This is a genomic window from Bacillus sp. FSL W8-0223, assembly GCF_038006805.1.
In the GTDB taxonomy this organism is placed as follows: Bacteria; Bacillota; Bacilli; order Bacillales; family DSM-4216; genus Bacillus_O; species Bacillus_O smithii.
The window spans coordinates 3,123,428-3,136,704 of sequence record NZ_JBBOVX010000001.1 but is presented as its reverse complement, the minus strand read 5'-3'; the positions used below and the strand labels follow the sequence as shown (position 1 = coordinate 3,136,704).

Below are 13,277 nucleotides of genomic sequence, written 5' to 3'. Positions count from 1 at the left end.
CATACGCTAAAAGTTTTTTTCTGAACCTCTTTTGCCATCCGGCAAGAGAGGTTTTTTTCCTATTTAGAATTTAACCGCTCAATAGTTCCCATAAAAAATGAGTGAATGAGGCAATACGAGAGATGCAAAAGAGGGAGCGGACTAAAGAAGGGAAAAATTCTTTCCTCCTCTAACGTTCTGCTGTTTTCAATCAAAACTTAAAGGGAGTGAAGTGAGGTCTTTTTAAGATACTATTTCAATTTGGGCTTTATTAAAGAATAATGTTGATATTGCAAATTGTTTAAAAGGAGCGCTGCAAAAATATCTCGACAATTATCTTGCTTGGTTCTTGTTTGTAGTTAATCGCAGTCATGAAAGTACTGAGCAACATATTAAAGAGCTTCTGTTGACATCATAGTGTTTGAAATGCAGAATATGATCGTTTGAGTTGATTTAAATCTTTTTTCGACTATGGGAGTAGATGATTAACAGAATAACTACCCTTTTAGGCACCGTAATAATAAAATGTATGGAACAATACAGCAGAGAGTGAAGCCGTTTCTTCCGTTGTTGAGGCAATGTTAATGGTATCAACCGTCGAAATCTTTACCGAAAAAAGATTAGAAACCCTCGCAATTTCCTTATTATCACATTTTAAGTAACCAGTACCTGTATAATCTTTTTCGAAATAATAATCGTGATCAGCTATTTTAAACGAATACGCTGTTTCAATCAATTGAACTCTTTGGCGTGCAATCGGTACTGTCTGTGAGGATAAATGGTCAGTAATTTATAACGAATTCCAGGAAACGCGCAATCAATGCTATACAGAGGTTTTCCAGATAAATTGGTAATTTTATAAGTATAAGGCAAACCAAAACGTAACGTCGCATTGAAGACATTTGCAGGAAATTTATGTGGCTGTTTTTGCAACAAAAAAATGGTTTTACCTTGTTCGTCTATTATTGGCATTTTTGTTGAAAGAAGCACCGATTTAGGTACTTGATAAGTAAAGTGTTGCACCTTGATACTCCTTACCTTTGTTAACTCAATGTTTCGTTCGTTTGCTATGTTGGTCGCAAATTCTTTATTGCACGTTCAAATCTCTCTTGTTCGCTGATGTCGCGGATATTCACTGTAAATCCAACGATACAGGTATTTAGAATAAAAAAGCTATAGGCAATACGCCAATAGCTTTTTTGAGATAATCAAACCTACAAGAGGTAAATTTCTCATTAGAAACAATGAACAGCCCGGTACAGAATCCAAAGCAATCTCTTCTTTGCTGTTATTGGATCCATCCGTATTAACTCAGATCTTTCGCTGCTTGATAGATCAGTTCAAACAAATCTTCCAGCTGATCTTCTTCTACGCAGGAGAAAGCGATTCTTAAATCGGTGGAATTGATCGAAACCGTACCGACCCCATAGTTTTCCAACAAGTGGATGCGAAGTTTTTCGGCATCGATGTTCTTTAATTTCAGGCACATAAAATAACCGGAATTAAAAGGATAGAAAGACCAAACTTCATTGTATTTCTCGTTATTCAATAAAATTTCTTTAACTTTATTGGCCCGTTTTTTCATAATTTGAAACTTGGCATTTTTTTGCTCGACAAATTGAGGGGATTGGATTGCTTTTAAAATAAAGGTTTGCGAAGGATGCGATGCACTGGAGATCGTCCCGCGAATGATTCCTTTTGTTTTTTCTTCCAGAACTTCCAACACCTTTGGACTGGAGCTTGCATAGGTGATAAAACCTACTCGAAATCCCCATACGAATTCTTCTTTAGTGGCTCCGTCAATTTTGATTGCCAAAACACGATCATGCAAGCCGGCCAGTTTAGCGAAGAGAGATTCTTTAATCGAGTCTTCATAGAACAATTGAAAATACGCATCGTCCGTCATGACGACAAGATTCATTCCTAGGTTAGCGCATTCTTCGATCACCGATACAATTCTTTCTGCTTCTTGCTCGGTAGGAGTATACCCGGTTGGATTATTAGGGAAATTCAACAAAATAACCGCTTTGCCGTGATCTTTTTCTTTCAGAATGGCTTCTCGCAAGGCTTCTGCATGAAAGCGTTGGTTTTCGTCAAATAACGGGTAAGTTTGTATTCTGGCTCCTCTTCTGATGCCAAATACGAATTTGTAATTGCCCCAGTATTTATCCGGTACAATGAGGGGATCATTTTGATCGACAAATAAATCCGCTACAATACTTAATCCATGCGTGAGAGCATTTGTAACGATAGGTTCGCCTATTGATTTCCCTTGTAAAGAAGGGTTTTCGATGATCATTTTGTCTTTCCACGCAGATCGAAGCTCAGGCTTGCCTGCCGGTGGAGCGTATGTATATAAATCTTCAGGTTCATATGCGGAAAGAGTATCTTGAATTACCGGAAGATACATCGGTCTATTGCCTTCCGTTGCGATGCCAATGGTTGCATTATATCGATAAGCCTTTTTTTTGGCTTCAGCAGACTGGCTAAGGATTCCTTTAGGATAATATAAAGATTTGCCCAAGTCAGACAGCATATCGTATACATGTTGATTTTCGGTGATAAGAGCGTTGTTTAACACGTTCGCAGCCTGATCCAATTCAACTCATCCCTTTCTTACTTTTCTCAATATTAACATATCGAACTGCCAAATTCACTACCATTTTACTTGCTGTTTTTCAAAAAATAAAATGGCGATCTTGTTAAAACTTTGCCGGTGAAATCGTTTATTAGGTCGATCACTGTAAGTACAAAACTCTTTATAGCCAAAAAGATTTTATTCGATAGGTTTTAAATATTCTGAATATATTATAAATCCTTATATAAAAGTAAATGAAATTTATCAATTCACAAAAAAGGTAGGTCCCGACTCTTGGATCAAAAAAATGATTGAAAAGAATAACTTTATTAAGGAAGATTCATCATCACATTTTGTGATGTTAGACAAAAAATAAGAAAACACCAACAGATTCCTGGCAATAATGCTAGCGTCACTAAACATAACAGGAGGTTCTGTCAGTGTTTTCCGTATCACTAGAATTGCCAGAATTTGAAGTTGTTAATCAAGAAATTTTGCCCACTCATTATCTTGTTCATGTTGAGAAAAAAGATGAGGAGGAACGATGTCCTCATTGTGGGTTTCTCACATCATTTGTTCATGACAGAAGGACAAGGAAAGTTAGAGATTTATCCGTGTTAAATAAACCATTATATTTACTGGTGCTTGTAAAACGTTATCGTTGCCGAAACTGTAACGAAGTCTTTACGTCTTCCTTTGAATCGATTGGTTCTCATCAACACTATACGAAGCGTTTTTGTCTTTTCCTTTATGAACAGGTTCTCGGCACCACCATTCAAGAGATTCGTCGAAAATACCAGATTCCTTATTCCACGGTGGAGCGAATTTTTTATTCCGTCGCTCATGATAAAGCGAAGGAACATGAATCTGTCATCCAAGAAACTCAAAGCGATCAAGACATGACTTTGAGTATGGACGAAGTCGCTGTTCGAAAAGGACACAGCTATGAAACGGTACTATATGATGCGAACCTCGGTGCTGTCATGGGGATGCATCACAACCGTGATTTCGATTCAACATTGGAACTTTTATCTTTAAAGGTCCTTCATCCTGAAAAGGTGAAAAACGTGGTCGTAGATATGTGGGATCCCTTTCACAAAGCCGTTCGCAAAGCGTTTCCTCATGCCCGTATGATCGTGGATAAATACCATGTTGTTCAAAAAGTGACTCAGGCGTTCGATCAAGTTCGTAAGAAAATCCCCGGATTAAAAAAAGCACGATTTATCCTACTGAAGGGCTATGAAAATCTGAAAGAAGAGAAACGAGAACGACTAAATGAACTATTAGAAAAACATGAAAACCTAGCCTATGGATATTATCTAAAAGAGCTATTTCGAGACTTTTATCGATCACCAAACTATGAGACAGCAAACCAGTATTGAAAAGAATGGCTTCAACTGGCTTGGAGTAGTCCTTTTCCTTCCTTCCATGAAGTGGCAAAAACGATCGAGAATTGGAAAGACCAGATTCTTCAATACTTTAAAACACCTTACACGAATGGACGAACAGAAGGCACCAACCACAAAATTAAGAACATCAAACGACGAGCTTATGGGTATAGAAATCTTGATCGATTTAGAACACGTGTATTTTTGGAGTGTACAGGAAAAACTTATAAAAAACAGGTGTCCTAGCCTCTCCTTCTTCATCACTTTGATAATCATAGTTGGTGGAAAAGAAGCCGTCAAGGAAAGCACTTGACCGCTTCTTTTCCACCAACTGGCTGGTCTGTAAGATGAAGAAGGAGAGGGTTTGAGTGTCCCCCACTCTAGCTAACTGATTGTCAGAATTCTGTGCTAGTCACAAAAAATGGTGAAGGACTTAAGGAAATTGCTGTTCTTGATCCACGTGTTTTCCAAAATCCTGAATTAGAAACGAAATTATTCCCACCTTTAAAAAAAGTAATCTATGGTAATTACAGTTACAAAGATTCGAAAGATACAAAGATATTAATCGGTATGGAGGAAAATAAATTACAAAAATACCATTATATTGAAAAATATAAAAATGAAAAGATTTATAAATTATTCATTAAAACTAAAGATGGACAAGTCATTTATATAGCCCTAGATTATGGAGCTTTAAGCGGACCACTTTACCGCCATTCAATAATTCTTCTTGTTACAGGTGTAATTTCTTTGATAGTTTTATTTCTACTAACGGCACGATTTTTTAATCGTATATATGAAAATATCCAAAAAATAAAACGTCAGATTCAATCACTAGAAAAGGGAGATTTAACGGCTAAAAGCAATGTAAATGATAGAAGCGAGTTGGAAAACTTATCGCAAAGTACAAATCGAATGGTGGACAAGTTAAATCAGCTTGTCAAGGACACACAAGAACAAGCAACCAAAGCGCAAAAACTTTCTGTATTGTTAGAAGCGGAAACCTCTCAAACGATAGAAAAAATCTATGCTATAACTACCGAAACAACGATGAAATCGAGGGAACAGCTGGACGAAATCATTTCGTTTTTAGATGAATTTGTAGAAACATTACAGCCGTATAAAAAGAATGAACAGGTCCTTCATATCATTGAGAAAGTAGAAGATATGAAACAGATTGCCAATGAACGAACTGCCGCTACTACAGACATGACCATTACTTTGTCGGATTTGATTCATTCTTTGCATGGGCAGTCAAGGGAGTTATCTGAAATTTCGAATGCATTGCTTGAATCTATGAAGAAATTCAAATTATAGGAGTGGGAATGCAATGTCCTTAAAAATTAAAAAAAAGTGAATGAAAAAGCTGTGATCCTTCATATAGATGGAATTTTGGATATATCGACCACTCATCTGTTAGAGCTTTATTTAAAAGAGTTGGATGATAATGTGGAAACATTAGTATTTGATTTTACAAATCTGGAGTTTATTGATTCGACCGGCATCGGCTCTATCATGAATGCGATTTATTTATCTCAAGAAAAACATTTTAAACTAAAACTTCAAGGGATTAATGACCTAACGAACCAATTTTTTGAGATGGTTGGATTGTATCAAATATTAGAAGAGATACAGGGGAGTGAGATGGATGTGTAAAAGCGTACAAACTTATACCCATCAACAGCTCCTTGAAGCGAATCCAGAAATGGGGAAAACTTTGCAACGAGAGATCAATTTAGCGAGAAATATTCAAATGCAATTATTAAATGGAAAAACCCCGAAAGTGGAAGGCGGTGAAATTGCCGGCTTTTCCCTTCCCGCACGGCTGATTGGCGGAGATTATTATGACTTTTATCCTTTAAAAAATGGAAAAATCAGAATGGTGATAGGCGATGTCATGGGAAAAGGAATCCCTGCGGCTATGCTGATGATTCTAACAAGAGGCGCTTTTCGAAGTACCGCTGAAAGTACTCGAGGTCCCGCGGAAACACTAACTTCCATAAACCAAGCATTGTATGAAGACTTACGGACATTAAAATCTTTTGTGACGTTGTTTTGCGCTGATTGGGATCCTAAAACAGGAGCTTTTACTTACGCGAATGCGGGTCATCACCTTCCTATTTATATTAGTGGGAAAGATCGAACGGTGAAAGAACTGCCAAAGGTACAGGGAATTATGGTTGGAGGGCTGCCTAAGCAAGTATATAAAGAGGCTTCTGTTCATTTAGTAGACCAGGATACAATATTCTTTTATACGGACGGTATTATCGAAGCCCAAAATAAAGAGGGGGAACAATATAAATTAGAGCGGCTTATTCAAACGTTGATCAAATATCAAGACCAAAACGTCCACGATATTCAGAATAGTGTTTTAGAATCAGTCAATCGATTTATAGAAGGCGTCCCTCAAAAAGATGATATAACAATGGTTCTGCTAAAAGTAAGTCAACCAAAAGTGGATATTTCAAGTTTAAACGCTCCAGTAATCAATTAGGGGGCAGATAGGGCGAAGCGTAGTTTCAAAAGGAAAAAATATAGAAGAAGCCATACAATTAGGAGTGAACTACCCTCCACTTATCAACCTTACGGTTTGATTGAAGTGGGGGCTTCTCGGGTAATCCCGTCTAATGACAGAAAATTGACCGAGCTAACCCTCTCGTTCCGAAAGTTATTATTCTTTATGCTAATAAGCGTAATCCCTCATTTTTGATATTGATTGCTGAATTGTGATCGCAATCTAATACAAAGCCGCAAGAACATTTATATACACGTTCAGATAATGGCATTTCTTTTTCCTTGCCGCAACATGAACACTTCTTAGTGGAGGGAAACCACTTATCAATTTTCACAAGTTGTTTCCCCTGTTCTTTTAGCTTATACGCTAAGAAAGTAGTGAACATCCCCCAGCCGTTATCATGAACGCTTTTTCCAAAGTTGAGGGCTTGAGACATGCCTTTCATGTCTAAGTCCTCAATAATCACAGCGTCATAGTTTGTTGCTAATTCTTTTGACTTATGATGAAGAAAGTTTCTGCGCTGATTCGCTGTCTTTTCATGTAGCTTAGCCACTTTCAGGTGTTGTTTTTCCCATCTTGCAGAACCTTTCTTTCTTCGAGAAAGAATTCGTTGTGCTTTTGCTAATTTATCTAAGGCTTGCCGATAGTAACGTGGGTAATTGGCTTTCTTACCCTGTTCACTCTCGACATATAGACCATCCATAGCAAAATCCAAACCAACAACTTTCTGTATTTTAACTGGACGAATATCTTTCTCATATTCTGTCAAAATTGAAATGTAGTATTTGCCTGTCTTTGTTTTAGAAATAGTGCAAGATTTGATTTTATAATCAGCAGGTATCTCTCTATGCTGTTTCATTTTTATTGGCTTTTTGATTTTTGGCAGTTTGATATGACCATTTTCTAGCTTAATATTTCCGTTGACCATATTAGTTGTATAGGATTGTTTTGCTTTACGATTTTTGAACTTTGGAAAATCCGCATTTCCTTCAAAGAAATTCTTATAAGCAGTCTGTAAGTTCATTTGTGCATTTGCCAAAGCTAAAGAATCCACTTCTTTTAGGAATGGAAATTCACTTTTATATTTTGCAGGGGTCGGAAACTTTTGCTTTTTAAGCAATTCTTTATCATCCTTGAACTTTTCATACGTTTCTTTGCGTTCAGCTAACATCTTATTGTAGACAAAGCGAACACAACCAAATGTCTTAGCTAATAATGCGGATTGTTCTTTGTTTGGTAACAAACGAAACTTGAAAGCTTTGTTTTGCTTGGCCATATCAATTCACCTCACTTTGTGCGGAAAAATTTCGTATATATTGATTATACCGTAAAAAATCCGTACAATCAATATGAGGTGATAATCATGAGAGAAGAGAAAGAACGTGTAGAAATTCGTATGCCTAAGACGATATTAGAAAAATTGGAGCAATATCAAAAAGAAAATGGGATTCCAACTAGAACAGCCGCAATCTTAGAATTGTTGAGAAAGGGATTGGAAAAATAACTTTGGCTAAAGCCAACCGAAATTCATCTCCCACCTACTCATTGGTGCTATTCGCACCTTCACATTCCTAGAGGATGGGAGACTTCTTTCGGAAAGACGTTAAAATTATTGGATACGAAAAAGGAAGAAGTAGATATTGAAATTATTCAGCACGAAACAAAAGGTTTTTTTGGGAATTGGAGCCAGAAAAGCAATTGTCAAACTAACGAAAGTTGACGCTTCCGTTAAAAAATTGAAGGAGAATGATAGGGCGGAAAGGGAAGGAAACGATAAAGAAATAAATTCCGAAATGCTTAATGATATAATCAGTGAAACATCCTCGTCGCAAGAGGAAAACGAGAATCATCCTGTTGCCGATGAAATGGACAAAGAGGGAAAAGTATGGGTGAAATCCGGGGAATTATTTTTTACGACAACGCCAACTTTTTATCCAACTCTGACCATTGGCAAAGGAATTAAATTATATAAGAATAATGAACTTGTTAAAGATAAAAACATCGTTCTTTCAGAAACAGCTCGGTATGAAGTCAAGTGTGAGAATGAAGTACAAGACACCAAATGGAATATTTCGATCGATAAGCTGAAATTAAAGGCGCTTCTCCAGGTTGAACCTGGTTATAAAATGACAAGACGTATACCGGATATAGAGCCTAGTAAACATATTGAATTAATGGCTGAGGAATTGAAAGAAATTCAAAATACATTAAGCTTCGCAGAGGTCATTGAGGAGTTGGCTTCATTAGGAGTAATCTATGGAATCAATAAAGATCAAATTTTGAAAGCGATCGAATCTCGGCAACCAGGTACATTTGAAATTGCCACAGGTAAAAAAGCGACTCATGGTCATGATGGTTGGATAGAACCCAAAGTTCCTTTAACCATACAAAATGGTCTAAAAGAAGACGAAGATGGGAAAGTAAATTATCGAGAAATAAGGGCTATTCCGACAGCGGAAAGAGGAGAGGTCATTGCCGTCATTCATCCTCCTGTTCCTGGACAGCCCGGTATTACCATTACAAATGAACCTCTTCCTCCAAAGCCATCCTTTCCTATCAAGCTTCGAGCTGGTAAAGGAGTTGTTGTCGTGGATGATAAAATCGTGGCGATGGAATCGGGAAGACCGCATATTGAACAAAGAGGACAACTCGTTAAAGTAGATATTCTTCCAAAAATAACCCATAGTGGAAACGTGGATTTATCGTCTGGAAATATTCGTTTTGTAGGAGATGTCGATATTTTAGGCGATGTAGATGTTAGGATGACGGTCGAGGCGGCGGGCGCAATCTTTGTTCAAAAAAATGTCAATATGGCGACTTTAACAGCAGCAGGTGCAATTGTTGTTAACGGCAATGTCATAGGTTCTAAACTTTCAGCCGGAAAACATAACAGGCTTATCGCAGAACTGGGGCAATTACTCGAGGAAATGCATGTTCAAGTGAAAGGCATGATCGAGGTCATTACACAACTCATCCATTCTCCTGCATTTAAATCAAGCGACTTTCAACGCGGCGGCATGCAGCCTTTGATTCGCATTTTGTTAGAGAAAAAGTTTAAGAGCCTGCCTCCGCTTGCTAAAAAATATGTGGATCTTGTACAAAAAGAGGAAAAAGACCTTGAAGATGATGACTGGAAAGAAGTAGCTGTCTTCGTAAGAAAGACTTTTTTATCCTTGACGAAGGAAATCACTTCTCTGGAGCAAATTAAACAGTTAGCCCAAAAAATGAAACAGCTTTCCGAATTTAGCAAATTGCCTGTGGAACCCGATTCTTATATTATCATATCTAATGTTTTGAATAGTGAGATTTATTGTAGTGGCGATATTATCGTAAGTGGACAAGGTTGTTTGAATACAAAAATTCATGCAGGAGGAAAATTGGAAATACGCGGAATAATGCGCGGAGGGGAAGTATATGGTAAATTAGGTGTTGAAATCCATGAAGCAGGAGCGAAAAGTGGGACTACAACAATCATCGCTGTGCCGGTTGGCCAAACGATCAAAATCAATAAAGCGCTGGAAGGCACTATCTTAAAAATAGGAAACGTGAAGCATACTTTAAAAGAAAATCAAGATTCGATTGTTGCTCGTTTGGACGAGAATAATAGAATGATTTTTGAAAAGAAAGCCTAGGTGAGTGTATCATGATCAAATATTTTTATAACGAAGTAGAGGATCGTTTAGATGTAAAACTAGAAGGAGATTTTGATATTGAAGGAACTGAAGTCGTGGAAGAAGAGTTAATTCCGACTATGCTCAATTATAAAACAGTGAATATTGATTTTGAAAATGTTCCGTTTGTAGACTCATCCGGAATGGGCTTATTGATCGATATAGTGAAAACCCTAAATGATAAAGGAATAAAGGTTACAATTTCAAAAGTAAGACAAGAAGTTTTTGAAGTATTTGAGATCATACAACTACCCGAAATTTTAGGCGAGGAAGTCTTTGTTTAAACCCAATACAACCCGCAAGTTTTCCAATACATCTTCGATTAAACTTTAACGCATTAAAGGGGTCTGGCCCCTTTAATGCGTTATACTTGACAAGGACAATGGTGAGCGTATAGACTACAAAACATCATGAAAAAATGTTGCCTGCTCCGATTCGGCTCTTTTTATAAAGTTGATGTTTGAATCACCTTTATTGTGTTCTGGAATAAATAGACTTGTGCCATAAAGTTTTGCCGGTCTTGACACTTTGTGTGCCGATTTTCTAAAAGAAAACAGACTTTTTGAACTCCCGCTTTTAACTGCGGGAATTTTATTTGGCCGAGACGGCTGTGCTTATATGGCAATGCGTTAACCAATGTTGGTTTTCTTTGTTTCAAATAGATAAAGAAACACGGTTATTAATAGCTGTGTAAAAAATTTTAAGGAGGGGTTGCTGCAGAATGAACGTTGAAAACACATCAGTTCAATCCTATCGGAAAGCTCCTATATTGGGCGTTATGATGATAGGAGCTTTGATCGCGTTTTTAAATCAAACGTTAATTAATGTGGCTGTGCCGCAAATTATGGATCATATGCACGTTTCCGCGGATACCGTAAACTGGTTAATCACGATCTTTATGCTAGTGAATGGGATCATTATTCCAATCACCGCTTTTTTGATGAATCGATTTACGACAAGGCAATTATATATCTCTTCAATGGGGCTTTTTGCCGTTGGAACTCTTATTTGCGGCATTGCTCCTAGTTTCTCCGTGCTGTTGGTCGGCCGGGTAGTACAGGCGGCTGGAGCGGGGATTTTGTTCCCGTTGATCACGAATGTGATTTTTACGTTATTTCCGCCGGAACGCCGTGGTTTTGCGATGGGGATATTTGGCGTAGCCATGAACTTTGCACCGTCAGTGGGACCGACATTATCGGGATGGATTTTGGAACACCATTCGTGGCGGGTTCTGTTTTTCATTATATTCCCCATTGCTCTTGCTGATTTGATCGTTTCTCTGTTTCTCGTAAAAAATGTGACGGAAACGAGCCGACCAAAACTGGATACCATTGGCGTGATACTATCTACTATTGGCTTTGGCGGGATTCTCTATGCTTTTTCAACAGCAGGAACCAAAAGCTGGGAAAGCCCGGATGTCATGGCGCTTTTGATCGTTGGCGGAATCAGCTTGATTTTGTTCGTATGGCGCCAATTGGTGGTGGATGAACCGATATTGGAGTTCCGTATTTTTCGGTATCCGATTTTTACACTTACCACGATTATTAATATTTTAGTGACGATGGCTATGTTCTCAGGGATGATTTTGATGCCGATTTACATGCAAAATATTCGTGGATTTACTCCGTTGGAATCGGGCTTATTGCTTTTGCCGGGTGGTATAGTCATGGGATTGATGTCTCCTATTACGGGCAAGCTTTTTGACAAATTCGGAGCTAAATGGCTGGCCGTTGTCGGATTGGCGATTACGATCGTCACTACCTATATGCTTACCCGGCTTCAAACGAACACGACTTTTGCTTATGTAGTGGCCGTTTATACTGTCCGGATGCTTGGCATTTCCCTAGTGATGATGCCTATTTTTACGGCCGGTTTAAATGAATTGTCGCTAAGTTTGAATAAATATGGAACGGCGATGGTAAACACGCTGCGAATGATCGCAGGCGCTATTGGAATGGCCTTCTTTGTCACGATTATGACGAATGAAGGAAAAGCGCATATACAAAATATTGTCGCTTCTCAACATATTTCTCCTGCCGATAAAGTGCATATGGCGATGGCGATTCACCAAGGAAGTGCGATGGGGATTCAAGATGCCTTCATGGTAGCTACCGGCTTGACCGTCATTGCTTTTGTCTTGTCCTTCTTTATTCGGCGGGTGGAACCAAAAGAAAATAGGATAACGAATCGCATAAGAACGAGAAAAAAAACAATTGCCGATGGAAATTTAGCTAAATAGTTCAGCTATTTATAATGAAAAAAGGCGGGAAATCACTTGCTAAAAGGATTCCCGTCTTTTTTTCGCACATTAATGGACAGCAAATTCTGAAATACAGGGCTGAAAGAAAAGATAAATCTTAAAAGCGCTAGGGATTGAATGGAAGTTTTATACTATTGGCATGAATGAATGGAACAGTAATGGAAGAATAAAAGAGACAGAACGAAAAACTCTCGATTAGTTCCGGAATGTTGATGGTAATTAAGAGATGTAGTGTTTGGTAATTAAGAGTTTGCATAAAATAGTGCATATTCACAGCTTTACATGGAGTGACGGGTCTGATAGGCTAATCTGCCTATAAAAGCCATACGGACCGACACTTTGCGATGAATTATACCCGCAGAGGCTCCATGTCAAGCGACTTCGCTTATGAAAATTTATACAGTGAGATGAATATAATTATTTGCCATTTGATGCATTTTTTAATTGCCAAAAACATCCGTAAAAAATCAGAATTTTCATATTTTATCTAAATGTTAGGAAGAGCGGCACCTAAATCGTTTTCATGATGAAATTCAGGTTACTCTTACCATCATCAAAGAGAAAGGAAATACGATCTTTCTCCACGGTTCTATCATCCTGTGATGAAACATAGTCGAAAATGGGTGGAAAGCGTTTCTCAAATGTTCATACTTAGGAGAAAAATAGAAAAAGCACCTGCAAAATGGCAGATGCTTTAAAAGTAAAATGTCGAGTGAAGGAAGGTTATTGAAAATCTGTATGGAACGATCGGGATGACAGGATTTGAACCTGCGACTCCTAGCACCCCATGCTAGTGCTCTACCAAGCTGAGCTACATCCCGAAAGACACATGATTATTATAGTACGATTTTTTTCGGGTGACAATAGACATTCCTTCATTTCAAAA

Annotated in this window: 12 protein-coding genes, 1 tRNA gene and 2 pseudogenes; 10 read left to right on the top strand and 5 right to left on the bottom strand. The window is 37.9% G+C overall.

Translation table 11 applies throughout. The features are described from left to right. Positions 1-283: 283 nt before the first annotated feature. A pseudogene (locus NST81_RS15060) lies at positions 284-397 on the top strand (IS1595 family transposase); the annotation flags it as partial. 87 nt (positions 398-484) lie between these two features. On the opposite strand, the gene NST81_RS17685 reads toward NST81_RS15060, so the two are convergent. From NST81_RS17685 to NST81_RS15050, 3 genes are all read right to left on the bottom strand, one after another. Next, on the bottom strand, positions 485-715 hold the full coding sequence (locus NST81_RS17685; protein WP_048624064.1) for a tubby C-terminal domain-like protein: 231 nt from the start codon (positions 713-715) through the stop codon (positions 485-487). Beyond that, positions 712-1,002, bottom strand: coding sequence for a tubby C-terminal domain-like protein (locus NST81_RS15055; protein WP_048624063.1), 291 nt, complete (start codon positions 1,000-1,002; stop codon positions 712-714). The genes NST81_RS17685 and NST81_RS15055 overlap by 4 nt, the downstream gene beginning before the upstream one ends. Positions 1,003-1,285: 283 nt before the next feature. Continuing rightward, positions 1,286-2,578 carry an aminotransferase class I/II-fold pyridoxal phosphate-dependent enzyme gene (locus NST81_RS15050; RefSeq protein WP_341030172.1) on the bottom strand — a complete coding sequence of 431 codons (1,293 nt, stop codon included), beginning with the start codon at positions 2,576-2,578 and terminating at the stop codon, positions 1,286-1,288. A 419-nt stretch (positions 2,579-2,997) separates the two neighbouring features. Here NST81_RS15050 and NST81_RS15045 point away from each other — a divergent pair. The 4 genes and pseudogenes from NST81_RS15045 (at position 2,998) to NST81_RS15030 (ending at position 6,439) form a co-directional block, all read left to right on the top strand. Then, positions 2,998-4,191 (top strand): annotated as a pseudogene (locus NST81_RS15045) (ISL3 family transposase). A 159-nt stretch (positions 4,192-4,350) separates the two neighbouring features. Continuing rightward, positions 4,351-5,262, top strand: coding sequence for a methyl-accepting chemotaxis protein (locus NST81_RS15040; protein WP_341030171.1), 912 nt, complete (start codon positions 4,351-4,353; stop codon positions 5,260-5,262). 36 nt (positions 5,263-5,298) lie between these two features. Then, positions 5,299-5,601 carry an STAS domain-containing protein gene (locus tag NST81_RS15035; protein WP_341030170.1) on the top strand — a complete coding sequence of 101 codons (303 nt, stop codon included), beginning with the start codon at positions 5,299-5,301 and terminating at the stop codon, positions 5,599-5,601. After that, positions 5,594-6,439: a PP2C family protein-serine/threonine phosphatase gene (locus tag NST81_RS15030; protein WP_341030169.1), complete on the top strand. Its 846-nt coding sequence runs from the start codon at positions 5,594-5,596 to the stop codon at positions 6,437-6,439. Before NST81_RS15035 ends, NST81_RS15030 begins: the two co-directional genes overlap by 8 nt. A gap of 184 nt (positions 6,440-6,623) precedes the next feature. On the opposite strand, the gene NST81_RS15025 is transcribed toward NST81_RS15030, so the two are convergent. After that, the gene (locus NST81_RS15025) at positions 6,624-7,736 is read right to left on the bottom strand and encodes an RNA-guided endonuclease InsQ/TnpB family protein (protein WP_341030168.1); all 1,113 of its coding nucleotides are present in this window, start codon (positions 7,734-7,736) and stop codon (positions 6,624-6,626) included. Between the two features lie 87 nt (positions 7,737-7,823). On the opposite strand from NST81_RS15025, the gene NST81_RS15020 reads away from it, so the two are divergent. The 5 genes from NST81_RS15020 (at position 7,824) to NST81_RS15000 (ending at position 12,370) form a co-directional block, all read left to right on the top strand. Continuing rightward, a complete protein-coding gene (locus NST81_RS15020; RefSeq protein WP_003352379.1) occupies positions 7,824-7,964 on the top strand; it encodes a ribbon-helix-helix protein, CopG family in 141 nt (46 codons plus the stop codon). A gap of 108 nt (positions 7,965-8,072) precedes the next feature. Then, entirely contained in the window at positions 8,073-8,180 is a 108-nt protein-coding gene (locus NST81_RS15015) for a Jag N-terminal domain-containing protein (RefSeq protein ID WP_341030167.1), read from the top strand. Positions 8,181-8,253: 73 nt separating this feature from the next. Further along, positions 8,254-10,092 carry a DUF342 domain-containing protein gene (locus tag NST81_RS15010; RefSeq protein ID WP_341030166.1) on the top strand — a complete coding sequence of 613 codons (1,839 nt, stop codon included), beginning with the start codon at positions 8,254-8,256 and terminating at the stop codon, positions 10,090-10,092. 11 nt (positions 10,093-10,103) lie between these two features. Next, a complete protein-coding gene (locus NST81_RS15005; protein ID WP_048624058.1) occupies positions 10,104-10,415 on the top strand; it encodes an STAS domain-containing protein in 312 nt (103 codons plus the stop codon). A 437-nt stretch (positions 10,416-10,852) separates the two neighbouring features. Continuing rightward, positions 10,853-12,370, top strand: a complete 1,518-nt coding sequence (locus tag NST81_RS15000) for a DHA2 family efflux MFS transporter permease subunit (RefSeq protein ID WP_341030165.1) — start codon at positions 10,853-10,855, stop codon at positions 12,368-12,370. A gap of 768 nt (positions 12,371-13,138) precedes the next feature. Here the strand turns inward: NST81_RS15000 and NST81_RS14995 are convergent. Next, a tRNA-Pro gene (locus NST81_RS14995) sits at positions 13,139-13,212 on the bottom strand. Positions 13,213-13,277: the final 65 nt, after the last annotated feature.